The 24,849-nt window shown below is 67.4% G+C and carries 17 protein-coding genes and 1 pseudogene; 6 read left to right on the forward strand and 12 right to left on the reverse strand.

All coding sequences use genetic code 11. The features are described from left to right. The 3 genes and pseudogenes from KIT86_RS10860 to KIT86_RS10870 all read right to left on the reverse strand — a co-directional run. A pseudogene (locus KIT86_RS10860) lies at positions 1-183 on the reverse strand (formate dehydrogenase); the annotation flags it as partial. Between the two features lie 15 nt (positions 184-198). Next, entirely contained in the window at positions 199-3,177 is a 2,979-nt protein-coding gene (locus tag KIT86_RS10865) for a formate dehydrogenase subunit alpha (RefSeq protein ID WP_297398175.1), read from the reverse strand. Between the two features lie 19 nt (positions 3,178-3,196). After that, on the reverse strand, positions 3,197-3,430 hold the full coding sequence (locus KIT86_RS10870) for a formate dehydrogenase (protein WP_297398177.1): 234 nt from the start codon (positions 3,428-3,430) through the stop codon (positions 3,197-3,199). Positions 3,431-3,852: 422 nt separating this feature from the next. Here KIT86_RS10870 and KIT86_RS10875 point away from each other — a divergent pair, with 422 nt between their 5' ends. Next, complete coding sequence (locus tag KIT86_RS10875) at positions 3,853-5,235, forward strand: sigma-54 dependent transcriptional regulator (RefSeq protein ID WP_297398179.1); 1,383 nt, start codon at positions 3,853-3,855, stop codon at positions 5,233-5,235. A 106-nt stretch (positions 5,236-5,341) separates the two neighbouring features. Then, entirely contained in the window at positions 5,342-7,450 is a 2,109-nt protein-coding gene (locus KIT86_RS10880; protein ID WP_297398181.1) for a cache domain-containing protein, read from the forward strand. Between the two features lie 48 nt (positions 7,451-7,498). On the opposite strand, the gene KIT86_RS10885 is transcribed toward KIT86_RS10880, so the two are convergent. The 8 genes from KIT86_RS10885 to KIT86_RS10920 form a co-directional block, all read right to left on the reverse strand. Then, positions 7,499-8,119 carry a molecular chaperone TorD family protein gene (locus tag KIT86_RS10885; protein WP_297398184.1) on the reverse strand — a complete coding sequence of 207 codons (621 nt, stop codon included), beginning with the start codon at positions 8,117-8,119 and terminating at the stop codon, positions 7,499-7,501. Position 8,120: 1 nt separating this feature from the next. Then, positions 8,121-10,223 carry a 4Fe-4S binding protein gene (locus tag KIT86_RS10890; RefSeq protein ID WP_297398186.1) on the reverse strand — a complete coding sequence of 701 codons (2,103 nt, stop codon included), beginning with the start codon at positions 10,221-10,223 and terminating at the stop codon, positions 8,121-8,123. Continuing rightward, positions 10,150-10,821, reverse strand: coding sequence for a DUF3306 domain-containing protein (locus KIT86_RS10895; protein WP_297398188.1), 672 nt, complete (start codon positions 10,819-10,821; stop codon positions 10,150-10,152). Before KIT86_RS10895 ends, KIT86_RS10890 begins: the two co-directional genes overlap by 74 nt. Positions 10,822-10,823: 2 nt before the next feature. After that, a complete protein-coding gene (locus KIT86_RS10900; protein WP_297398190.1) occupies positions 10,824-11,456 on the reverse strand; it encodes a DUF3305 domain-containing protein in 633 nt (210 codons plus the stop codon). Between the two features lie 205 nt (positions 11,457-11,661). Next, positions 11,662-12,963, reverse strand: coding sequence for a benzoyl-CoA 2,3-epoxidase subunit BoxA (boxA, locus tag KIT86_RS10905; protein ID WP_297398192.1), 1,302 nt, complete (start codon positions 12,961-12,963; stop codon positions 11,662-11,664). Between the two features lie 140 nt (positions 12,964-13,103). Beyond that, entirely contained in the window at positions 13,104-14,531 is a 1,428-nt protein-coding gene (gene boxB / locus KIT86_RS10910; protein WP_297398194.1) for a benzoyl-CoA 2,3-epoxidase subunit BoxB, read from the reverse strand. 78 nt (positions 14,532-14,609) lie between these two features. Next, positions 14,610-16,277: a 2,3-epoxybenzoyl-CoA dihydrolase gene (gene boxC, locus KIT86_RS10915; protein WP_297398197.1), complete on the reverse strand. Its 1,668-nt coding sequence runs from the start codon at positions 16,275-16,277 to the stop codon at positions 14,610-14,612. A gap of 143 nt (positions 16,278-16,420) precedes the next feature. Beyond that, positions 16,421-17,344, reverse strand: a complete 924-nt coding sequence (locus KIT86_RS10920) for a helix-turn-helix transcriptional regulator (protein ID WP_297398261.1) — start codon at positions 17,342-17,344, stop codon at positions 16,421-16,423. 200 nt (positions 17,345-17,544) lie between these two features. Between KIT86_RS10920 and KIT86_RS10925 the strand changes: the two genes are divergently transcribed. Together KIT86_RS10925 and KIT86_RS10930 are read left to right on the forward strand one after the other, a co-directional pair. Continuing rightward, positions 17,545-19,122 (forward strand): 3,4-dehydroadipyl-CoA semialdehyde dehydrogenase, encoded by a 1,578-nt coding sequence (locus KIT86_RS10925; protein WP_297398198.1) that lies wholly within the window; start codon positions 17,545-17,547, stop codon positions 19,120-19,122. A 35-nt stretch (positions 19,123-19,157) separates the two neighbouring features. Continuing rightward, positions 19,158-20,729 (forward strand): benzoate-CoA ligase family protein, encoded by a 1,572-nt coding sequence (locus KIT86_RS10930; protein ID WP_297398200.1) that lies wholly within the window; start codon positions 19,158-19,160, stop codon positions 20,727-20,729. A gap of 59 nt (positions 20,730-20,788) precedes the next feature. On the opposite strand, the gene apbC is transcribed toward KIT86_RS10930, so the two are convergent. Then, entirely contained in the window at positions 20,789-21,880 is a 1,092-nt protein-coding gene (apbC, locus tag KIT86_RS10935; protein ID WP_297398202.1) for an iron-sulfur cluster carrier protein ApbC, read from the reverse strand. A gap of 157 nt (positions 21,881-22,037) precedes the next feature. Here apbC and metG point away from each other — a divergent pair, with 157 nt between their 5' ends. Together metG and KIT86_RS10945 are read left to right on the forward strand one after the other, a co-directional pair. Continuing rightward, on the forward strand, positions 22,038-24,092 hold the full coding sequence (gene metG / locus KIT86_RS10940) for a methionine--tRNA ligase (protein WP_297398204.1): 2,055 nt from the start codon (positions 22,038-22,040) through the stop codon (positions 24,090-24,092). A gap of 14 nt (positions 24,093-24,106) precedes the next feature. Beyond that, complete coding sequence (locus tag KIT86_RS10945; protein WP_297398206.1) at positions 24,107-24,847, forward strand: YoaK family protein; 741 nt, start codon at positions 24,107-24,109, stop codon at positions 24,845-24,847. The last annotated feature ends 2 nt before the right edge of the window (positions 24,848-24,849 follow it).

The raw sequence follows: 24,849 nt of genomic DNA on the forward strand, positions 1-24,849 counted from the left end.
CGCGTCGCTGCAGTGCATGCAGGCCACCGAGATCGACTTCTCGCCAGGAATGCCGTCGTTGAGCGTGACCACGCGGCGGCGGTTCACGCCCCAGGGCACCTCGTGCTCGTTCTTGCAGGCGGTGACGCAACCGTTGCATTCGATGCAGCGTTCGGCGTCACAGATGAATTTCATTCGTGCCATGTGTTGCTCCTGGTCTTATGCTTTTTCGACGTTGCAGATCGTGGTCTTGGTTTCCTGCATCATCGTGACGATGTCGTAACCGTAGGTCGTGCCGGTGTTGACGGCCTCGCCGCGCACCACAGGGAAGGCGCCATCGGGGTAGTAAGGCTTCATGTCCACGCCTTGCCAGCGGCCCGAGAAGTGGAACGGCAGCCACACCGTGTCCGGCCCCACGCGCTCGGTCACCAGCGCCTGCACATTCAGGCGCGCGCCGGTCGGGGTGTTCACCCACACGCGCTCGCCATTGCGCACGCCGCGCTCGGCCGCGGTCTTGGGGTTGATCTCGACGAACATCTCCTGCTGCAGCTCGGCCAGCCAGGGGTTGGAACGCGTCTCCTCGCCACCGCCCTCGTACTCGACCAGTCGGCCCGAGGTCATGATGAGCGGGAATTTCTCGTGCATCTTGTCGTCCACGTTCTTCTGCTGGAGCGACTTGTAGAGGATGGGCAGGCGCCAGCGCGTCTTTTGGTCGTCGTGGCTCGGGTACTTGGCGATGAGGTCCGGTCGCGTGCCGTAGATCGGCTCGCGGTGCTGCGGAACGGCGTCGGGGAAGTTCCACACCACGGCGCGCGCCTTGGCGTTGCCAAACGGGTGGCAGCCATGCGCCATGGCCACGCGGATGATGGCGCCGCTCGGGTCGGTCTTCCAGTTCTTGCCTTCGGCGGCCTTCTGCTCGGCTTCGCTGAGGTCGGCCCACCATCCCAGCTTCTTGAGGAGCACGTGGTCGAACTCGGGGTAGCCGGTGGTGATTTCCGAACCGACCGAGTGGGAACCGTCTTCGGCCAGCAGGGACTTGCCCTCGCGCTCCACGCCGAAGTTGGCGCGGAAGTTGCCGCCGCCGTCCATCACGTGCTTGGAGGTGTCGTACAGGTTGGGCGAGCCGGGGTGCTTGATCTGCGGCGTGCCGTAGCAGGGCCAGGGCAGGCCGAAGTAGTCGCCGGTCATGTCGTAGCCGGTCTCCTTGTCCACCACCTTGCCCTTGGCCTTGAGCGTCTTCACGTCAAAGGCGTTCATGTTGCGCATGTGGGCCTTGAGGCGCTCGGGGCTCTGGCCGGTGTAGCCGATGGTCCAGACCGACTTGTTGATCTCGCGCAGGATGTCCTCGGGCACGGGCTCGTCCATGCCCTTGACCTTCTGCATCTTGTAGTTCTTGCTGAGCTCGGCGGCAAAGCCGAGCTTTTCAGCGAACTGGTGCATGATCATGTGGTCGCTGCGGCTCTCCCACAGCGGTTCGATGACCTTCTCGCGCCACTGCAGCGAACGGTTGGACGCGGTGCAGGAACCGCTGGTTTCGAACTGCGTGGCCGCCGGCAGCAGGTAGACCGCGCGGTTGGGGTTGAGGTCTTCGGGCTTGCCCGGCATGGCCGCCATCGACGCGGTGGCCGACGGGTACGGGTCCACGACCACCAGCAGGTCCAGCTTGTCCATCGCGCGCTTCATCTCCAGACCGCGGGTCTGCGAGTTGGGCGCATGGCCCCAATAGAACACACCGCGCAGGTTCGGGCCCTGGTCGATCAGCTCGTTGTTCTCGAGCACACCGTCGATCCAGCGCGAGACCGTGATGCCGGGCTTCTCCATCGTGCCGTCGGCGTACTGCTTTTTGATCCACTCGTAGTCCACGCCCCAGGCGTTGGCGAAGTGGCGCCACGAGCCGGCGGCCAGGCCGTAGTAGCCGGGCAGCGAGTCGGGGTTGGGGCCGACGTCGGTCGCGCCCTGCACGTTGTCGTGACCGCGGAAGATGTTGGTGCCGCCACCGCTCTTGCCCACGTTGCCCAGCGCGAGTTGCAGGATGCACGAGGCGCGCACCATGGCGTTGCCGATGGTGTGCTGCGTCTGGCCCATGCACCAGACGATGGTGGCCGGCTTGGCCTCGGCCAGCATCTTGGCCACCTTGAACATCTGCTCTTCCTTGACACCGCAGGCCTCTTCCACGGCCGCTGGCGTCCACTTCGCCATCACGTCGGCCCTGATGGCCTCCATGCCATAGACGCGGTCATTGATGTACTGCTTGTCTTCCCAGCCATTCTTGAAGACGTGGTACAGCACGCCGAAGAGGAAGGGGATGTCGGTGCCGGAGCGGATGCGCACGTACTCGTCGGCCTTGGCCGCGGTGCGCGTGAAGCGGGGGTCCACCACGATCATCTTGCAGCCGGTTTCCTTGGCGTGCAGCATGTGCAGCATGGAGACCGGGTGCGCCTCGGCGGCGTTGGAGCCGATGTACAACGCGCACTTGCTGTTCTGCATGTCGTTGTACGAGTTGGTCATGGCGCCATAACCCCAGGTGTTCGCGACGCCGGCCACCGTGGTGGAGTGGCAGATGCGCGCCTGGTGGTCGCAGTTGTTGGTGCCCCAGAAGCTCACGAACTTGCGCATGAGGTACGCCTGTTCGTTGCTGTGCTTGGAGGAACCGATGAAGTAGACCGAGTCGGGGCCGCTGGCCTCGCGCAGTTCCTTCATCTTCGCGGTGATCTCGTCGAGGGCGGTGTCCCAGCTGATGCGCTGGTACTTGCCGTTGACCAGCTTCATCGGGTAGCGCAGGCGGTACTCGCCATGGCCGTGCTCGCGCAGCGAGGCGCCCTTGGCGCAGTGCGCGCCGAGGTTGATGGGCGAGTCGAACACCGGCTCCTGGCGCACCCAGACGCCGTTCTCCACGATCGCGTCGGCCGCGCAGCCCACCGAGCAGTGGGTGCAGATGGTGCGCTTGACCTCGATCTTGCCCGAGCCGTCGATGGACTTGGCGCCCGAAGCCGCCTCGGCTTTCTTCACCAGCGTGAGCTGGCTCGCCGCCAGGCCGACGCCCACACCCAGGCCCGAGCGGCGCAGGAAAGCGCGGCGGTCCATGGTGGGCAGCGCGGTCGACAGGCCACGCTGCAGGCGGTGCACGAAGCCGGAGGATGTGGAAGCGGACGCACGCGAAACGTGCGCGCCCGACGGGGATTTCTTGGTCAGCAACATGGGGTGCGCTCCTGTTCGCTCAGATGCGGGTGGTCTGGTAATACTGCTTGACGTGATCGCTCAGCGAGTAACCACCGCCCTTGGTCGGCGCCGGCTTGGGCTCGGCGGCGGCCGCAGCCTCCTCGGGCGCCACGCGGGGCAACAGGGTGGCCGCGGCGGCCAGGGCGCCCACGGTGGAAGCGCCGGCAAACAGGGTGCGGCGCTTGAGGTTCGGACGGCCTTCTTCGGGCGTGGATCGTGGGGACTTGTTCATGCATGTCTCCTGTGGGTACCGGTCCCGCATCACAACATGCGGGCCTTTTGCATACGTGGAATCTAACCCGCCCCCACCCCCTATGCAAGCCATCCACAAGGCCGCCACGGCTGTGAAATGCGAGCGGTTCTCATCGCCGCATGTCGCAGCGCAGCATGCTGCTGCGCTTCCGAATTCATAGCCAGAACCGTGCCATGGTGCCGGCGTGCGGCGGCGCTCGAACGAACCACGAGGGGTTGCGGGGCGAAGCGCTTCGCGACCTAGGGATAACCCATGAGACGAACCGCCTACCTGGCGCGGCGCACCGTCAAACTGTCCATCGAGGGCGCGACAAATTGTCGCGACGGGTCAGCGGTGCAAACGGTCGGGAATGCGGCAATACCCCACTGTTTTCGTAGGCTTACTCCGTAGAATCCTACGGGGTGGACACCCCCTTTCTTCCCCCTTCGCCCGAAAGAACCCTGGAGGGTTGGCCCGACTGGTCGATCCTGATCGTCGACGACGAGCAGGGCATGCTCAACTTCCTCGTCAAGACGCTCGCACCGCGCTGCCACTTCGTGATGAGCGCGTCCAGTGCCGAGGACGGCGCGCAATGGCTGCGCGGCCACCACGTGGACCTGGTGATCCTCGACATCTCGCTGCCCGGCAAGAGTGGTGTGGTCTGGCTCAAGGAGTTGCGCGAACAGGGCTTCACGGGCGAGGTGATCCTCATCACCGCCTTTGCCGACCTGGACACCGCCATCGAAGCGCTGCGCGCGGGCGCTTCGGACTTCATCCTCAAGCCGTTTCGGGTGCCGCAGATCCTCAACGCGGTGAAGCACTGCTACGAGCGCTCGCGCCTGCGGCGCGAGAACTTCGTGCTGCGCCGCGCCGTGGTCACCAGCACACCCGGGCGCGCCGCGCTGGTCGGCGCCTCGACCGCGATGCAGCGGCTGCGCGCGTCGATCGCGCGCGTGGCCCCGGTCAACAGCACCGTGCTGCTGCAGGGCGAGTCGGGCACCGGCAAGGAGCTGGTGGCGCGCGAGCTGCACGCACTCGGCAGCCGTGCGGCCGGCCCCTTCGTGCCGGTCAACTGCGCGGCCGTCTCGCCCGAGCTGATCGAGAGCGAGCTGTTCGGCCACGCCAAAGGCGCATTCAGCGGCGCCACGCGAGCGCGCGACGGCCTGTTCCACTATGCGCAGGGCGGCACGCTGTTCCTCGACGAGATCGCCGAGCTGCCGCTGTCCATCCAGGCCGCGCTGCTGCGCGCGATCGAAGACCTCAACATCCGGCCGGTGGGCAGCGAACAGCTGGTGCCGCTGAACCTGCGCATCGTCGCGGCCACCAACCGGCAACTCAGCGAGGAAGTGGCGGCCGGCCGCTTCCGCAAGGACCTCTACTTCCGGCTCCAGGTGGTGGATCTCACACTGCCGCCGCTGCGCGAGCACAAGGACGACATTGCCGAACTGGTGGCGCACTTCATCGCGCAGCTGGCGCCCTCGCTGGGCGTGGAGCCGCTGACCATCAGCGAACCCGAGATGGACTTCCTGCGCCAGTACGACTGGCCCGGCAACGTGCGCGAGTTGCGCAACCTGATCGAGCGCTCGCTGATCCTGGGCAGCCTCAACGTGTCGGCGCTCTACCCGGGCCAGACGCACCGCCTGGCGACCAGCAGCGCCACGCCCACCGATCTGCACACGCTGGAGAAGATGCACATCCTCTCGGTGCTCGACTCGGTGCAGGGCGACAAGACGCGCGCGGCCCAGTTGCTGGGCGTCTCGCGCCGCACACTCGAACGCCGCGTGGCCGAATGGAACAGCCTGTGACGCCAGCCCTGCCGCGCTTCGCGCGTCCCCCTCAAGGGGGCGATGCGGGCGGCCTGGCACAGCCGGGGCCCCGGCATCTCTGGGTCAGACCGTGCGGGACACACGCATGAATCCGTGGCGCGCTCCCCGCTGGCTGGCCGGTTCGGTGCGCAACAAGCTGCTGGCGATGGCGCTGCTGCCCCTGCTGGTGGCGTTTCCGATGCTGGTGCTGGCCCTGGCGCTGTGGGGCAACGTGGCCTACGACCGCCTGCTCATCACCAAAGTTCGCAGCGACCTGGCGGTGGCGCACGGCTACTTCGAGCAGGTGCTCAGCGAGGTCGGCTCGGGCACGCAGGGCGTGGCCGGCTCGCAGGCGCTCTACACCGCGCTGCGGCCCGCCAACCCCACGGAGCGGCGCGAGGTCGGCGAACAGCTGGCCCTGGCCCGCGAGCGGCTCGGACTGGACTTCCTGCTGCTGTACACGCCGCAAGGCCAGCCGCTGGCGCGCGCGGTGCCCTCCGGGCTGAGCCAGGCCGACGCGAGCGCGCCGATTCCGCTCATGCCCTCCGCGCTCGGTGGCGCGGTGAGCGAGAACGGCCGCGCCGCCGCGCGCGCGCGGTTGCTGGTGCTGGAGCCGGATGCATTGGATGCGCTGGCACCGCACCTCTCGCCGCGGCTGCGCATCCCGCTGGTGGCCACGCGCAACGCCGCGCCCGACACCCGCGAAACCGAGCACCGCGCCATGGTGATGCTGGCCACGCACCCTGTGCGCGATGCGGCCGGCCAGACCATCGCGCTGCTCGCGGGCGGTCTGCTGCTGAACCAGAACCTGGATTTCATCGACCACATCAACCGCATCGTGTACCCCGAGGGTTCTTTGCCATTCGGCAGCCAGGGCACGGCCACGCTGTTCATGGACGATGTGCGCATCACCACCAATGTGCGCCTGTTCCAGGACCAGCGCGCGATCGGCACACGGGTGTCGCAGACGGTGCGCGACGCGGTGCTCGGCCGAGGCCAGACCTGGCTGGACCGGGCCTTTGTGGTCAACGACTGGTACGTCTCGGCCTACGAGCCGTTGCTGGACGCGCATGACCAGCGCATCGGCATGCTGTACGTGGGCTACCTGGAGGCGCCGTTCCGGCTGGTGCGCTACGCGATGCTGGGGGTAATGGGCCTGATCTTCCTGGGCGTGATGGCGCTCTCGGCCTGGTTTTCGCTGCGCTGGGCGCGTAGCATCTTCCAGCCGGTGCAGCGCATGAACCGCACGATGCAGCTGGTGGAAGAAGGACAGTCGGCCGCGCGCGTGGGCGAGATCGCGGCGCGCGACGAGCTGGGCGCGCTGGCGGGCCATCTGGACGAGTTGCTCGACGTGATCGACGAGAAGACAGCCGCCCTGCAGCGCTGGGGCGAGGAGCTGGATCACAAGGTGGCCGAGCGCACGGCGGAGCTGGAGGCAAGCAACGCGTCGCTGCAGCTGGCGCAGCAGCAGTTGGTCAAGAGCGAGAAGCTGGCGGCGATCGGTCAGCTGACGGCGAGCATCGCGCACGAGATCAACAACCCGATCGCGGTGATGCAGGGCAACCTGGATCTGATGCGCGAGACGCTGGGGGCCGCGAGCCGGCCGGTGGCATCGGAGCTGAGGCTGCTAGACGAGCAGGTGGAGCGCATGCGCATCATCGTGACGCAGTTGCTGCAGTACGCGCGGCCGACGGAGTACGCCGGTTATGTGGAGACGCTGGACATCAACCGGACGATGGAGGACTGTCTGGTGCTGGTCGGGCATCTGCTGGCGCAGACGCACATTGCGGTGGAGCGGGATTTGCAGGCGACGCGGCGCGCGGGCTGCAATCGGCAGGAGTTGCAGCAGGTGGTGATCAATCTGTTGATCAACGCCATTCAGGCGATGCCGCAGGGTGGGGTGTTGCGGCTGTTGACGCGGGATTGGGTGGATGAGGCGGGGCGTGGGGGGGTGCGCTTGTGGGTGCAGGACACGGGCCCGGGTCTTTCCGCCGAGGTGCTGGAGCGGCTGTTCCGGCCCTTCTTCACGACGAAGAACGATGGGAACGGGCTGGGGTTGTGGATCAGCCAGGGCTTGGTGGAGCGCTATGGGGGGCACATCACGGCCGAGAACCTCTCCGGTGGTTCCGGTGCTTCCTTCTGCGTGGCTTTGTTGACAGAGCCCCATGCGCCTGAGGCTGCGCCGACCCGGGATGGGAGGCCTGGGGGGCTCTGAGCTTCTTTCTGGTTTTTCGCGCAACCCGGCAGAGCGAAATCCAAAACCTCAAGCCAACATATCGAAGCCCTGCGCCTCCACGTTGACAAACGCACGGGTGAACCCCGCCAGGGCCGCATAAAACGAAGCCTTGGGATGCCCGGCAATCGCATCGCACATCTGCAACACCCAGGGCTGCAGGTGCGTGGTGAAGAACTTCTGTTGCTGCGTGAGGTTGGCCACCTCCACCTCGTCGCCCGCGATGAGATAGCGCATCACCTCGCAGAGGTACGCGATGTGGTCTTCCGTCTCCGGCATGGTTTCGTCGCGCGCCAGACCCAGCACTGCGAGATCGCTGCGCAGGGCCGCCAGCGGCTTCTCGTTCAGGAAGCCACTGAGGTAGTGCGAGCCGAACACGAACACGTCCGGCTTGCCCACGCCGCCAAACAGCGCGTCGTACTCCGCCGCCACGGCCTCGTCGCTCAGTGCGCGCGCAGCCGCCACCACCTCGCGCCACGGCTCCTCCAGAAAACCGCCGGCCGCCGGCGCCTCGGTCACGGCCACGCGCAACTGCGCCATCAGCTCCGCCGGGGGGGGCGCGTAGTACAGCGCCGCCAGCAGACCATAGACCTCGGCGCGGGCCGTTTCTTCGTCCAGCGCGGAGGACGTGACGGGAATGGCGTTGTTCATGTCAGACATCGTGAATCCGGGTCTCGCCCGGGTTGGAATACAGGTCCACCACACGGCAGTCGCCGCACATCTTGAGGCGCTCGAGCGCCTCGCCCTGGAACATCGCATGGCCCGAAAGCTTGGCCAGCATCACCTCGATGCCCTTGAGCGTGCCAAACGGCTTGGCGCAGCGGATGCAGTGGTACGGCTGAGCCTCGTTGAGCACGCGCAACTGCTTGCGCTGCTCGCCCAGCAGCAACCGGGGTTGCAGGGTGATCGCGTCCTCCGGGCAGGTGCTGGCGCACAGGCCGCACTGCACGCAGTTCTTCTCGATGAAGCGCAGCTGCGGGCGCTCGGTGTTGTCCTGCAGCGCGCTGGCCGGGCAGGCGCTGACGCAGCTCAGGCACAGGGTGCAGGTGTCCTTGTTGACGGCGATCGTGCCAAGCAGCGACGCGCCAGGCAGCGCGATGGCTTCCACCGGCGCGCGCTGGGCCGCGCTGTCTTGCATCAGATGGTCGAGCGCGAGTTCCACCGTGGCGCGCTTCTCGGCCTGGATGGCGAAGGTCGCGCGCCGCTTCACGGTCTGTGCCGGTGCGTCACCGAGCGCGGCGTCCAGCGCCTTCACATCCCTGGCTTCGATCAGGCGGAAATGCCGACCGCTGTAGCCCAGGCCATTCACGATGGCCTGCGCCACGTCCATCTGCGCGCGCACCGCGTCGCGGTACTGCGGTGCTTCGTCGCCGGTCATCAGCACCCAGACCTGCGAGGCGCCGTAGGCGAAGGCGGAGAGCCACACGTCCAGCCCGATGGAGGCGGTGTGCCACAGCGGCACCGGGATCACGCGCGCAGGCACGCCGCGCACCTGCTTTCGGTCGAGCGAGGCCGCGCGGCCCAGCTCACCGACGAGCGTCCCCCCCGACGCCTCGCTGTGCAGCAGCAGGGCGGCGTCGTGGCCGCCGGCCTTGGCATAGGTGGCCAGCAGGGTGCGCAGTTTCACGCCCTGCTCGCTCGCGCGCGGGTAGGCATACGACAGCGCACCCGTGGGGCACACCATGGTGCAGGCGCCGCAGCCCACGCAGAGGTTGGGGTTGACGACGATCTGGTTGCGCTTGACCTCGCTGCGGATGGCCAGCGCCGAACAAATCTCGACGCAGGCATTGCAGCCCACGGTTTCGTTGCGGCCGTGCGCGCACAGCTTCTGCTTGTAGGTGAAGAACTTGGGTTTCTCGAATTCGCCGACCAGGTCGCGCAGCCGCACGACGGTGGCCATGGCTCCCTCGGCCTTGAGGCCACCACGCAGGTGGAAATAGCCCTGCGGGTGCGCGTGCTGGGCGAAGGCCGGTGCATCGCGCAGGTCGAGCACGAGGTCGAAGCGTTCGCTGTGGGTCTGCGGCTCGCGCTGGAAGTTGATGGCGCCCACGGCCTCGCAGGCCTTCACGCAGGCGCGGTGGTCCTGGCACTGGGCCAGGTCGATCTGGTAATCCAGGCCGATGGCGCCTTCCGGGCAGGCGGCCAGGCAGGCATTGCAGCGCGTGCACAGGTCGAGATCGATCGGGTTGTCGCTGCGCCATTGCACGTCGAAGGCGCCCAGCCAGCCTTGCACCTGCTCCAGCGCGCCCGCGATCACAGGGTATTGCCGCGCCTGCATGCCCCGCCCACCCGTGGCCATGAGGCTGACCTCGAGCACGTCGCCCACCATGCCGGCGATGGGCTCGCTCTCGTCCAGCGCCCCGATGATCAGCAGGCGCCCCGTGCTCTGGTAACTCACGGTGGGCACCGGCTCGGGCTCGGGCAGGCGCGCCGCTGCAAGCAGGGCGGCCATCTTGGGCATGGCTTGCGCGCCTTCGCGGCCCCAGCCGCCGGTTTCGCGGATGTTCACGAAATGGATCGGCCGCACATCCAGCGGCACCGCGCCCTCGGTCTGTTCCGAGAGCTCGGTGAAAAGCCGGCTTTCCTGCGTGCAGGCCACCACGAGTTCGTCCTTGCTGCGACAGGCCTTCTGAAAGGCGGGCGCGTCGCGGCGGCACAGCGTGGTGTGCAGGCTCAGGTCTTCATCCAGCGCGTCGCCCAGAACTTGGGGGTTCAGGGACATCGTCTGGTTGCAATTGCAGATCAGCGTGGTCATCGTGGGGTGCCGCGTCTTGGGCGGCTGCATGGGGCTCGCGGGTGTCGGCGACAGGGCTGTCGTCGACGGCGTCGTTGGCTTGGGCCTGTGGGTCGGCCGTGGTGCCGGTGGGTGTGTCGGTGGACGGGGTGGCGGCGGTGGGCTTGACCTCGTTGGGATCGTCGACCAGCTTGAGGAACTGCGCCCCCACCATCTTGGCCATTTCGGCGGCGGTGATGGGGCTGGGCTGGGAGTAGTCGTCGATGTAGATGTCCAACCCGTCCATCACGTTGTAGTGCGGGTCGGTGAACAGCTTCTTCACGGCGGCGTTGCGCACGCTGGCGGGCACGTCGCGCGCCACGAAGGCCGAGTAGTCTGAATCGGGCGTGAGGCGGGCCACGTCGTCCAGCGTGAGCGCGGGTGGGGGCTCGGCAGGCGTGTCGGCAGGCGTGTCGGCGGGCGCAGGCACGGGCACGGGTGCCGGCTGCGCCACCACCGCGGCGGCGGCCGGGGCCACGGCTGGGGCGGGCGGCTCGGGCGGCAAGGGCTCACCGCTGCGCACCTGCACCTTGCGGCGCGACCAGCGCGAGAAGAAGTTGCTGTCGTCTTCAGCGGCCATGCTCATGCTCCGGGCGGCCCACCGCCACGCAGCTTGCTGGTGCTGATGCGCACAGGCTGGCCGAAGCGGTCGGTCAGCGGCTTGAAGCTGTCGGGCCGTTTGCGGCGCTTGGGCTCGGGCTGGTAGGTGGTGTCCACGAAGGCGCGCAGCCAGCCCACCACCTCGTCGGGCGCGGCGACCTGGTCCACGCGCTCCTGCGCATCGAGCCAGCGGCCCGCATCGTGGTAACTCAGCGTGACGATCTGCGGCACGGCCATGGGCTCGCCGTCAAGCAGGCGCTCTTCGTCGGCGCGCCAGAACACCCAGAAGCAGGGGCTCGGGCTGTTGAGGTTGAGGAAATAGCCTTCGGCGTCGTCGCGGAACAGCTCGACGCGAAAGCGCGGAAACAGCCAGTGCGTGGCCTGGGCGTCGACGCCGTGGGCGTCCACCGGCTCGACCGCCTGGGGCTCATGGCTTTCGTGCTCGGGTGCCGGGCCGGTCTCGTCGGGATCGCTGTGCACCATCACGTCGGCCAGCACCCAGCGCCAGGCCTGCCAGCGGCTCATGGGACCGCTCACCGGCTCGCGGCGCATCACCACGTCGACCTCGATGGCGGGTCGGCTGCGGGTGGTGGGCAACGTATGTTCAATCTTCATAGGAAGACCGCAATGTAAGCCATCCACCCTGGGCGAGCGCACGGCGGTGCGCATCACCCCGCCCCCCACTGCGGCATGCGCGGGGAAACCCTGAGCGATGGCGCGCCAGCCACGCCCCGACCCCGGACGCCTGGGCACTGCCTTTGCCGGGCCTGCGGTGTCGCCCCCTCGGGGTGACGCACCGCAGGCGCGGCGCGGGGCAGGTTCAGTACGTCTCGAGGTGCAGCCGGCCTTCGCGCTTGAGCGCGCCGCCCACGGTGTCCCAGTTCAGGCCTGCGCCCTGCGCCACGTCGCGCAGCGCGAGCACCACGCCCTCTTCCATGCTCTTGAGACCGCACACATAGAAGTACGTGTTCGGGTCCTGCAGCAGCACGGCCAGGTCGGCTGCGCGTTCGCGCATCACGTCCTGCACATAGCGTTTGGGCTGGCCAGGCGTGCGGCTGAACGCGAAGTTGGTGTCGATGAAGTCCTTGGGCAGGCTTTGCAGCGGGCCGAAGTAAGGCAGCTCTTCCTGCGTGCGCGCGCCGAAGAACAGCAGCAGCTTGCCGCCCTCGAACTTGCCCGAGGCGCGCAGGCGCCGGCGCCACTCGGTCATGGCGCGCATGGGCGCGCTGCCGGTGCCGGTGCAGATCATCACGATGTTCGAACGCGGGTGGTTGGGCATGAGGAAGCTGGTGCCGAACGGCCCGATCACCTCCACCTTGTCGCCCACCTTGAGGTCGCACATGTAGTTGCTGGCCACCCCGCGCACCGGTTCGCCGTCGTGGTCTTCGAGCACGCGCTTGATGGTCAGCGACAGGTTGTTGTACCCCGGCCGCTCGCCGTTGCGCGGGCTGGCGATGGAGTATTGGCGCGCATGGTGGCGGCGGCCGATGTCGTCGACGCCCGGCGGCACGATGCCGATGCTCTGCCCCTCCAGCACCGGGAAAGGCATGGCGCCGAAATCCAGCACAATGTGGTGGGTGTCGTAGTCGCTGCCGGCGGTCTTGCCGACCTCTGTCACGCGCACGTTGCCCACCACGGTGGCGGTCACGGTCTTCTGCGCGGCCTTGGGGCCATAGAGGTTGCTGTAGGCGTGCGCGGCCGACCAGGGCGGCAGCGTCGAGCCAAAGGACGACGAATTGAAGGCTTCCTCACCGCTGGGGTCTTTCGCCACCGCAGGCGCGGCGGCAGGCGGCGGGGCCACGGAAACGTCGGCCTCGGCGTTCGCCAGGCCCTCGAGCTCCTCGGGCGGCAGCTCGGCCGGCAGCGATTCCCAGGTGAGCTGCTCGGCGGTCGTGTAGGCGCGCACGCGCGGCATCATGCGCCAGTTGTCGATCGAGCCCGTGGGGCACGGCGAGATGCAGTCCATGCACAGGTTGCACTTGGACGCATCGACCACGTAGTTGAGGTTGTCGTGCGTGATCGCCTGCACGGGGCAGATCGCTTCGCAGGTGTTGCAGCGGATGCAGATCTCGGGATCGATCAGGTGCTGCTTGATGACAGCGGCTTCGGCAACAGCGTTCATGTTGGTGTCTCCAGGAATCGAGACAGTGTAGGAGCGAGTAGATGTTCAACCAAGGTCGCCGCGGCACTGGCTTGGCCAGGCCGCCAGCGACGCCCCCTGGGGGGAGACGCGCCACAGGTGCGGCGCGGGGGGATCAACGATCAGCCAAACCTGACGTATTCGAAATCGACCGGTTGGCGGTTGATGCCCATGACGGGCGGCGCGATCCAGCCGGCGAACTTGCCGGGGTCGACCACACGGCCCATGAGCGAGGCGACGAAGGCGAAGTCTTCCGGCGTCGGCAGCCATTCGCTTTTCTTCGCGGCCCATTCGGCCTCGCTGACCACGCGGCCTTCGGGCGACATCTTGATGCCTGCGAGCGCGCCAATCTGGCGGTTGAAGGCCTTGTGCGGCACGGTCAGGCGCGTCGGGATGCCCGCTTTTTCCAGCACCTTGTTCCAGCGGTTCACGCCGGCCACGGAGTCGGCGATGAAATCGTCGCGCAGCACTTCGTTGAGCGCGTTGAGCATGGGCACGTCCTTCTCGACGAGCTGGCCGTCCTTGACTTCGAGCACCTTGTAGGTCTGGCCCTTGAGCACGTGGTCGTCGGTGCGCTTGCCTTCTTCGTAACGGCCCTTGAGACCGGAGCTGTAGAAGATGGCGGCGTTGCTCGACTGGTCGGCCCCGAACAGGTCGATGGTGACGCTGTAGTGGAAGTTCAGGTAGCGCTGGATCGTGCCCAGGTCGATGGCGCCGGCTGCGCGCACCTTCTGCGCGTCGTCGGTCTTGAGTTCGTTCATCACCTGCGCGGTGCGCGTGAGCACGCGCGAGACACCGCTCTCGCCCACGAACATGTGGTGGGCTTCTTCGGTCAGCATGAACTTGGTCGTGCGCGCCAGCGGGTCGAACGCGGACTCCGCCAGGGCCGAGAGCTGGAACTTGCCGTCGCGGTCGGTGAAGTAGGTGAACATGAAGAAGGCCAGCCAGTCGGGCGTCTTCTCATTGAACGCGCCCAGGATGCGCGGGTTGTCCTGGCTGCCCGAGGTGCGCTGCAGCAGCGCCTCGGCTTCTTCGCGGCCGTCGCGGCCAAAGTGCTTGTGCAGCAGGTAGACCATGGCCCACAGGTGGCGGCCTTCTTCCACGTTGATCTGGAACAGGTTGCGCAGGTCGTACATGCTGGGCGCGGTCAGGCCCAGGTGGCGCTGCTGCTCGACCGAGGCGGGCTCGGTGTCGCCCTGCGTGACGATGATGCGGCGCAGGTTGGCGCGGTGTTCGCCGGGCACGTCCTGCCATGCCTTTTCACCCATGTGGTCGCCGAAGTGCACCTTGCGCTCGGCATCGCCCGGGTTCAGGAAAATGCCCCAGCGGTAGTCGCGCATCTTCACGTGGCCGAACTGGGCCCAGCCTTGCGGGTCCACACTGACCGCGGTGCGCAGGTACACCTCGTGGTTGGTCGAGCCCTCGGGACCCACGTCGTCCCACCAGTTGATGAAGTTGGGCTGCCAGCCTTCGAGCGCGCGCTGCAGTGTGCGGTCCTCGCTCAGGTTGACGTTGTTGGGGATCTTCTCGCTGTAGTTGATGCTGGACATGGCGTTTCTCCTGGGGCGGTTATGGGTAGGAAGACACGGGTCGAGGACAGAAGGTCAAGGGGCGCAGGGGGGGGCTTCTCAAACCCGGTTGAAATCGAAGGCGGCTTTGTCGCCCTTGCCGTAGACCTTGAGCGCGCCCTTTTCGCCGACGGCGTTGGGGCGGATGAAGATCCAGTTCTGCCAGGCGGTGAGGCGCCCGAAAATGCGGGTGGCCATGTTTTCCTTTTGCGCGAAACGCAGGTTGGCTTCCAGGCCGGTGAGCGCGTCGGGCGACATGGAAGCGCGTTCCTCGAGTGCCATGCGCACTTCGTCGGCCCAGTCGATGTCGTCGGGCGCGGCGGTCACCAGGCCCAGGGCCAGCGCGGCGTCGGCGTCCAGCGCCTGCCCGATGGCCGCGCGCGCGGCTTCCATCGGGGCCGTTTCCTCGTAGAAGCGGCGCTGCAGTCGCGACTGCTCGTTGACCATGGGCAGGAAGCCGAAGTTGAACTCGTCGAGCTGCAGCTTGGGCGCGGCATCGGCATCGTCGGGCAGGGCCAGCATGTAAGCGCGGTCGGCGCAGAAGGCCAGCTCGGCCAGCGAACCGGCGAAGCACGAGCCGGATTCGATCAGCGCAAACAGGCTGCGCGAGGACACGTCCAGGCGGGCGAAGGTGCGGCGCATCAGGCCCAGGGTCTCGCGCACCAGCCAATGGTCCTTGTTCGCGAGCATCAGCGCGTCGCTGGCGAGCACGGCGGCGGCATCGCCTTCGGTCTTGAGCAACCAGGTGCCGATGTCGAGTTCGTTGGTGCGCAGGCAGAGGATGGCGTCGTCGAGTTCGCGCGCCATCTGCAGCGGCCACCAGGCGGCGCCCGCGGCCTCGATGCCGGCGATGTCCTTCGGCTGCGCGCCGGCCGGTGCTTTGACCGTGAGGGTGACGTTGCGCTTGGCGCGGTCGATCGCCACGTTCACATACTGGTAGCTGATGCCGTCGGCGCGATCGGTGCGCTCGACGCGGGTCAGGGCCACGCCCTTGGCGCCAGCCGGGCGGTCGCTCTGGGCGGCCAGCGCGGCGGCGCGCTCCTTCACGTGGGCGGCAAACTGCTGCGGCTTCGCGATCGAATCGACCAGGCGCCAGTCCACGGCCTTCTGGCCGCGCACACCTTCGCTGGTGGTGCAGAAGATGTCGGCCAGGTCGTGGCGCACGTGGCGCTTGTCGGTCACGCGGGTCAGGCCGCCCGTGCCGGGCAACACGCCGAGCAGCGGCACCTCGGGCAGCGAGACGGCCGAAGAGCGGTCGTCCACCAGCACGATCTCGTCGCAGGCAAGGGCCAGCTCGTAGCCGCCGCCGGCGCAGGCGCCGTTGAGGGCGGCGACAAACTTCAGGCCACTGTATTTGGAGGAGTCTTCGATGCCGTTGCGGGTCTCGTTGGTGAACTTGCAGAAGTTCACCTTCCAGGCGTGGCTGGAGAGGCCCAGCATGAAGATGTTGGCGCCGGAGCAGAACACGCGGTCCTTGCCGCTGGTGACGACCACGGTGCGCACCTCGGGGTGCTCGAAACGCACGCGGTTGAGCGCGTCATGCAGTTCGATGTCCACGCCCAGGTCGTAACTGTTGAGCTTGAGCTTGTAGCCGGGGCGGATGCCGGCGTCTTCATTGATGTCGACGGCCAGGGTGGCCACATCGCCGTCGAAGGACAGCTTCCAGTGGCGGTACTGGCTGGGGTCGGTGCGGTAATCGACGGCGGGGGGCGTGGCGGTGGCGCTCATGGGGTGTCTCCGGGCGGTGTCTGAAGTCGATGGCGGTCCGCAGCGGACTGCGGCGGGTCAGGCCCGACGACCTGCACTCATGCGCCGGTCCGAACCTGGTGATGTGAATAATAATTCACAAAGTCGAAAACGTCAATGCACTTTCATGCATGTTTTTCTTCGAGCCCAATCGCCTCGCGCACCTGGGCCCGCAGCGCATGGAAAGCGTCTTCCAGGTTGTAGGCGCTGGTATCGAAGGCCATGTCGGCCTTGGAATAGAAAGCCGATCGCCCGGCCAGGATGCGCTTGAGGTCTTCCATGGCTTCGCGGCTCGCGGCCATGGGCCGCAGGTCACCCTGGGCGGCCACGCGGCCCATGTGGTCGGCCGGGTCGGCCTGCAGCCAGACCGTGGTGCAGTGCGACAGCAGCAGGTTGAAATTGGCCGCGTCGGACACCAGGCCGCCCGGGGTGGCGATCACCACCTCGGGGTAGATCTGGATCGCCTCCTCCAGGGCACGGCGCTCGTAGCGGCGGTAGGCCGGCGTGCCATAGAGGGAGTGGATTTCGTTGATGCTGCAGCCGGCGAACTTCTCGATCTCGCGGCTGAGCTCGATGAAGGCAAAACCCAGATCGTCGGCCAGGCGCTGGCCCAGGGTGGATTTGCCCGCGCCGCGCAGGCCGATGAGCGCAATGCGCGCCTTGCGCCCGGGGTCGCCGCCGCTGGCCGCGCCCCCGCCCAGCAGGCTGCCGATGGCGATGCGGGCACGCCGCAGGTCGGGTTCGCTGCGCTTTTCGAGCAGCTCACGGATCAGCAGCCATTCAGGTGAGCTTGTGCTCACATCACCGAGCAATTCAGCCAGGGAACACTGCAGCGCCTGCGCCACCTGCAGCAGCACGAGGATGGACGCGTTGCCGGTGCCGTACTCGAGGTTGGCCAGGTGCCGCTCGGACACATCGGCCGCGATCGCCACCGCCTTGCGCGTCATGCCCCGGCGTGAGCGCAAGGTGCGCACGCGCTCACCCAAAGCCACCAGAAAAGGGTGGCGCTCTTCTTCGGCACCGGGCTGCTTGGCCTCGCTGGCGGCCATCACGCCGGTCGCGTCGATGTCCATGTTGGGCTGACCTTTCTGTGGATCGGTTGGGCGGAAAAACCCTTGGGGGGCTTGCCATTCGGCAAAACATGCACTTTAATGCACAATCCGGAAAACGCAAGATAGTGCATTTATAGCGCCATTCTCCCCCTGAGGCCAGTGCCCGGGGGTCCGCCCACCCCACAGAGACAAGCACCATGACCACCTCTTCCCTGCTCCCCAATTTCCTCGGCGGCCAATGGCAGACCGGCACCGGCGAGGGCACACCGCTGTTCGACCCGGTGCTCGGCACCGAACTCGCGCGCGTGAGCAGCGCCGGGCTGGACCTGGCCGCCGGCTTCCGGTTCGCCCGCGAACAGGGTGGCCGGGCCCTGCGCGCCCTGAGCTACGGCGAACGCGCCGGGCTGCTGGCGGCCATCGTCAAGGTGCTGCAGGCCCACCGCGAGGCCTATGGCGAGATCGCCACCGCCAACTCGGGCACGACCGCCAAGGACTCGGCGGTGGATATCGACGGCGGCATCTTCACGCTCGGTTTCTATGCCAAACAAGGCGAGTCCCTGGGCGGCGCGCACGCGCTGCTCGATGGCGAGCGCATCCGCATGGGCAAGGACCCGGTGTTCCAGACCCAGCACGTGCTGCAACCCACGCACGGGGTGGCGCTGTTCATCAACGCCTTCAACTTTCCGAGCTGGGGCCTGTGGGAGAAGGCCGCGCCCGCCCTGCTCTCGGGCGTGCCGGTGATCATCAAGCCGGCCACGGCCACCGCCTGGCTCACGCAGCGCATGGTCAAGGACGTGATCGACGCGAACATCCTGCCGGTGGGCGCGCTCTCGGTGGTCTGCGGCTCTTCCGCCGGTCTGATGGATCAGCTGCAGCCGTTCGACGTGGTGTCGTTCACCGGTTCGGCCGACACCGCGGCCATCATCCGCAGCCACCCCGCCGTGGCCTGCGCCGGGGTGCGTTGCAACATCGAGGCCGACAGCCTCAACAGCGCCCTGCTCGACCCCGCCGCGACGGCCGACAGCGAGGCCTTCAACCTGCTGGTGAGCGAGGTGGTGCGCGAGATGACGGTCAAGAGCGGCCAGAAGTGCACCGCGATCCGCCGCGTGTTCGTGCCGCGCGCGCTGTACGACGCCGCCGCCCAGGCCATCGGCGCCAAGCTCACCAAGATCAGCGTGGGCAACCCGCGCAACGAGAGCGTGCGCATGGGTTCGCTGGTGAGCCAGGCGCAGAAGGCCAGCGTGCTCGAAGGCATCGCGAAGCTGCGCACCGAAGCCGAGGTGCTGTTCGACGGCAGCGGCGTGGCCCTGGTGGACGCCGACGCGGCGGTGGCCGCGTGCGTGGCCCCCACGCTGCTGGGCGCGCGCGAACCCGCGAAGGCGAAGGTGCTGCACGAGGTCGAGGTGTTCGGCCCGGTGGCCACGCTGATGGCCTACGACAGCATCGAAGAGGCTTACGAACTCATTCGCCGCGGCGAGGGCTCGCTGGTCTGCTCGGTCTACAGCGCCGACCCGGCCTTCACCGCCGGCGCGGCGCTGGCATTGGGCTCGGCCCACGGCCGCGTGCACGCCATCTCGCCCGACGTGGCGGCCAGCCAGACCGGCCACGGCAACGTGATGCCCATGTCGCTGCACGGCGGCCCCGGCCGCGCCGGCGGCGGCGAAGAACTCGGTGGCCTGCGCGCACTGGGCTTCTACCACCGCCGCAGCGCGGTGCAGGCCAGCAGCGCCGCACTGGACGCGCTGGCCGCCTCGGCGGTAGCCTTGAAATACTGAGCCCGAACCCCGCGAATCGCAGAGGAGACAACCCCATGGACACCAACGTCGCGCCACCCCCCGAGCGCTTCAACTTCGCGCGCCACCTGCTCGAGCTCAACAGCGGCCGAGCGGCCAAGACCGCCCTGATCGACGACCAGGGCCGGCTGAGCTACGGCGAACTCGGCGACCAGGTGCGGCGCTTTGCCGCCGCGCTCCATGCGCTGGGCCTGCGCCGCGAGGAGCGCGTGCTGCTGCTCATGCATGACAGCAGCGACTGGGTGGTGGCTTTTCTCGGCGCGCTGCACGCAGGCGTGGTGCCGGTGGCGGTGAACACCCTGCTGACCGCGCAGGACTACGCGTACATGATGGCCAACAGCCGCGCGCAGGCCGCGCTGGTGTCGGCCGCGCTGCTGCCCACGCTGCAGACCGCGCTGGACCACCTGAACACCCAGGGCGGCCACGAGGTGAAACACGTCATTGCCTCGCGCTCCACCGGCGCCCTGCCCGAGGGGGTGCACCACTTCACGACCCTGGTGGGCAGCCACGCGGCGGCGGCGCAGGCCGCCGACACGCACGGCGATGAGCCCGCGTTCTGGCTGTATTCATCGGGCTCCACCGGCGCGCCCAAGGGCACGGTGCACACCCAGGCCAACCTGTACTGGACCGCCGAGCTGTATGGCAAGGGCGTGCTGGCGCTGCGCGAGGACGACGTGGTGTTCTCCGCCGCCAAGCTGTTTTTCGCCTACGGCCTGGGCAATGCGCTGAGCTTCCCGCTGACCGTGGGCGCCAGCGTGGTGCTGATGGCGGAGCGCCCGACACCGCAGGCTTGCTTCAAGCGCTTCAAGGAGCTGCAGCCCACGGTGTTCTACGGCGCACCCACCGGCTACGGCGGGATGCTCGCCGCGGCAGACCTGCCCACCCGGAGCGAGGTGGCGCTGCGCCTGTGCTCCTCGGCGGGCGAAGCCCTCCCGCAGGACATCGGCCAGCGCTGGACGAATCACTTTGGCGTGGAGATCATCGACGGCATCGGTTCCACCGAGATGCTGCATGTGTTCCTCTCCAATCGCCCCGGCGACGTGCGCTACGGCACCACCGGCAAACCGGTGCCGGGTTACGAGATCGAGCTGCGCGGCGAGGACGGCCGGCCCGTGGCCGACGGCGAGATCGGCGACCTCTACATCAGGGGCCCCAGTGCCGCCTTGATGTACTGGAACAACCGCGGCAAGAGCCGCGACACCTTCCAGGGCGGCTGGACCAAGGCCGGCGACAAGTACACACGCGATGCGGACGGCTACTGCACCTACGCGGGCCGCAACGACGACATGCTCAAGGTCAGCGGCATCTACGTGAGCCCGTTCGAGGTGGAGGCCACGCTGGTGCAGCACCCGGCCGTCCTTGAAGCCGCCGTGATCGGCAAGACCGACGCCGACGGCCTGACCAAGACCAAGGCCTTCGTGGTGCTCAAGGCGGGCGCGCAGGCCACCGAGACCGAGCTGCAGGCCTTCGTGAAGGAAAGGCTCGCGCCCTACAAATACCCGCGCTTCATCGAGTTCCTGCCGGAGTTGCCGAAGACGGCGACGGGCAAGATCCAACGCTTCCGCCTGAGGGAGCGGGAGGCCCATTGAGCCTCCTGGCGCCATGAAAAAAGCCGGCCAGGGCCGGCTCTCGCCTGGGCAGCCAGGTCTCAGGTGTCCTTCGAGATCTTGATCGAGGGAAACTTGCTGGAGAAGTCCTTGGACTTGGCCGCGATCTTGATCGCCACCTGCCGCGCCACACCTTTGTAGAGGTTGGCGATCTCGCCCTCGGGGTCGGCCACCACGGTGGGCATGCCGCTGTCGGCCTGCACGCGGATGCTCATGTTCAGCGGCAGCGCGCCGAGGTAGTCCATGCCGTACTCGGCCGCCATTTTCTTGCCGCCGTCGGCACCGAAGATGTGCTCCACGTGGCCGCACTTCTCGCACACGTGCACCGCCATGTTTTCCACGATGCCCAGGATGGGCACGCCCACCTTCTCGAACATCTTGATGCCCTTGCGCGCGTCGAGCAGCGCGATGTCCTGCGGCGTGGTCACGATCACCGCACCGGTGAGCGGCACGCGCTGGCTCAGCGTGAGCTGGATGTCGCCGGTGCCTGGCGGCATGTCGACGATCAGGTAGTCGAGATCGGACCAGTTGGTCTGGCGCAGCAGCTGCTCCAGCGCCTGCGTGGCCATGGGCCCACGCCAGATCATGGCCTCGTCGCGGTCGATCAGGAAGCCGATGGAGATCACCTGCACGCCGTAGTTTTCCAGCGGGTCCATGGTCTTGCCGTCCGAGCTCTCGGGCCGGCCTTCCACGCCCATCATCATGGGCTGGCTGGGGCCGTAGATGTCGGCATCGAGGATGCCGACCTTGGCGCCTTCGGCGGCCAGCGCCAGCGCGAGGTTGACCGCCGTGGTGCTCTTGCCCACCCCGCCTTTGCCGGAGGCCACGGCGATGATGTTCTTCACGTTGGGCATGAGCTGCACGCCGCGCTGCACGGCATGCGCCACGATCTTCGTGCCCATGTTGACGGACACGTTGTCCACACCGGGCACGGCCTTGGCCGCCGCGATCAGCGCACGGCGCAGCGACGGCAGCTGGCTTTTGGCCGGGTAGCCCATCTCCACCTCGAACGAGACATCGCCATCGGCCACCTGCAGGTTTTTCAGCGCCTTGGTGGAGACAAAATCCTTGCCGGTGTTCGGATCGACAACGGCTTGCAGCGCGGTCAGCAGTGCCTGGGAATCAACGGCCATGGAAAACAGTCTCCTGAGAGGGGGTGGGGTATGGGTCTAGAGGGGGTGCGGGAGCGTGGGGAAGTCTACCGTGCCCCCCGGGTCAAGGGCATACACACAGGCGCCATGAGGGCATCGGCCCGTAAAATGGCCGGTTCCCCGACAGAAAGCCCTTCCCATGAGCCAGCGACGCCTGTTCGTCACCACCGCCCTGCCCTACGCCAACGGCCATTTCCACATCGGCCACATCATGGAGTACATCCAGGCCGACATCTGGGTGCGGTTCCAGCGCATGCAGGGCCACGATGTGAACTTCGTCTGCGCGGACGACGCGCACGGCGCACCCATCATGATCGCCGCCGACAAGGCGGGCAAAACCCCGCAGCAGTTCGTGGCCGACATCGCCGCTGGCCGAAAGCCCTACCTGGATGGTTTCCACATCGGCTTCGACAACTGGCACAGCACCGACGGCCCGGAGAACCACGTGCTGGCCCAGGACGTGTACCGCGCCCTCAAGGCCAACGGCCTGATCGAGACGCGCACCATCGAGCAGTTCTTCGACCCCGAGAAGAACATGTTCCTGCCCGACCGCTTCATCAAGGGCGAGTGCCCCAACTGCCACGCCAAGGACCAGTACGGCGACAACTGCGAGGTCTGCAGCAAGGTCTACAGCCCGACCGACCTGATCAACCCCTACTCGGCCCTCTCCGGCGCCAAACCGGTGCTCAGGCAGTCGGACCACTTCTTCTTCAAGCTCTCCGACCCGCGCTGCCTGGCCTTCCTGGACCAGTGGACGCAGAGCGGCGCGGTGCAGCCCGAGGTGCTCAACAAGATCAGCGAGTGGATCGAACCGGGTGAGGACGGCAAGCCCAGGATGGGCGACTGGGACATCAGCCGCGACGCGCCCTATTTCGGCATCGAGATCCCGGACGCGCCGGGCAAGTATTTCTATGTGTGGCTGGACGCCCCCGTGGGTTACCTCGCCTCGCTGAAGAACCTGTTCGACAAGACCGGTCGGGACTTCGACGCCTTCATGGCCGACCCGACCACCGAGCAGTACCACTTCATTGGCAAGGACATCATCACCTTCCACACCCTGTTCTGGCCCGCGATGCTGAAGTTCAGCGGCCGCAAGGTGCCCAACGCGGTGTTCGTGCATGGCTTTCTCACCATCAACAATGGCGAGAAGATGAGCAAGAGCCGGGGCACCGGCCTGGACCCGCTGAAGTACCTGCAGCTGGGCATGAACCCGGAGTGGCTGCGCTACTACCTGGCCGCCAAGCTGAGCAGCCGCAACGAAGACATCGACTTCAACCCCGAAGACTTCATGCTGCGCGTCAACAGCGACCTGGTGGGCAAGTACATCAACATCGCCTCGCGCGCGGCCGGCTTCATTGCCAAGCGCTTCGACGGCCGGCTGGGCGAGGTCTCGGCCGACGGCGACGCGCTGCTGGACCACCTGCAGAGCGCAGCCCCCCATGTCGCCGAGCTCTACGCCGAGCGCGAGTACGGCAAGGCGCTGCGCGAGATCATGCTGCTGGCCGACCGCGTGAACGCCTACGTGGACCAGAACAAACCCTGGGAACTGGCCAAACAGCAGGGCATGGACGGGCGTTTGCACGACGTGTGCACCACCTGCATCGAGGCCTTCCGCCTGCTCACGCTCTACCTCAAGCCGGTGCTGCCCGCGCTTGCCGCGCAGGTGGAGGACTTCCTGCAGGCCGCACCGTTGCAGTTCGCCCACACCACCCGCCTGCTCGGCAAGGGACACGCGATCAAGGCCTACCAGCACCTCATGCAGCGCGTGGACGTGAAGCAGCTCGACGCCCTGTTCGAGCCGCCGCCGGAGCCTGCCAAGCCCGCCACGGTGCCCGGGGGCGAGCCCATCGCCGACACGATTTCCATCGACGATTTCGCCAAGATCGACCTGCGCATCGCGCAGATCGTGAAATGCGAGGCGGTCGAGGGCTCGAGCAAGCTGCTGCGCCTCACGCTGGACGTGGGCGAGGGCCGCACGCGCAACGTGTTCAGCGGCATCGCCAGTGCCTATGCCCCCGAAGACCTGGTGGGCAAGCTCAGCGTGGTGGTGGCCAACCTTGCGCCCCGCAAGATGAAGTTCGGCGTCAGCGAAGGCATGGTGCTGGCCGCCAGCCACGCCGACGAGAACGCCGAGCCCGGCATCCACGTGCTCCACCCCTGGCCGGGCGCCACGCCCGGCATGCGGGTGCGCTGAACGGACACCCACCCGTGTTCAAACCGATCCGGGGTTTCACCAGTCTGCAGCGCACGCCGCAGACCGATCTGAAGCTCGGCTCGGTGCTGGCCTTTGTGGCCGGAGCGGCCAACGCGGGCGGCTTGCTGGCCGTGGGCCAGTACACCTCGCACATGACCGGCATGGTGTCGTCGGTGGCCGACCACCTGGTGCTGGGCGAACTCACGCTGGCCCTGGCCGGCCTGGGCTCGGTGCTGGCCTTCCTGCTCGGCGCCATGACCACGGCCTGGCTGGTGAACTGGGGCCTGCGCCACGAGCTGCGCAGTGCCTACGGCCTGCCCCTGGTGCTGGAGGCCGCCGCGCTGCTGGTGTTCGGCCTGTTTGGTGCCGCCATGGGGTTCATGACACCGGTCTTCCTGCCACTGACCGTGGTGCTGCTGTGCTTCATCATGGGACTGCAGAACGCGGTCATCACCAAGATCTCGCGCGCCACGATCCGCACCACCCACGTCACCGGCCTGGTGACCGACCTGGGCATCGAGCTGGGCAAGCTGCTGTACGTGAACCGGCAACCCGGCGCCGCACCGGTGCGGGCACACCGCGGGCGGCTGCGCGTGCACGGCCAGCTGATCGCCTGTTTCTTCTTCGGCGGGCTCGCGGGCGCCCTGGGCTTCAAGCACCTGGGGTTCATCAGCACCTTGCCGCTGGCCCTCATGCTCCTGCTGCTGGTGGCTCGCCCGGCGCTGGACGACTGGCAGCGGCTGCGCGCCGCCTGACG

The sequence above is a fragment of the Hydrogenophaga sp. genome (assembly GCF_026125825.1).
In the GTDB taxonomy this organism is placed as follows: domain Bacteria; phylum Pseudomonadota; class Gammaproteobacteria; order Burkholderiales; family Burkholderiaceae_C; genus Hydrogenophaga.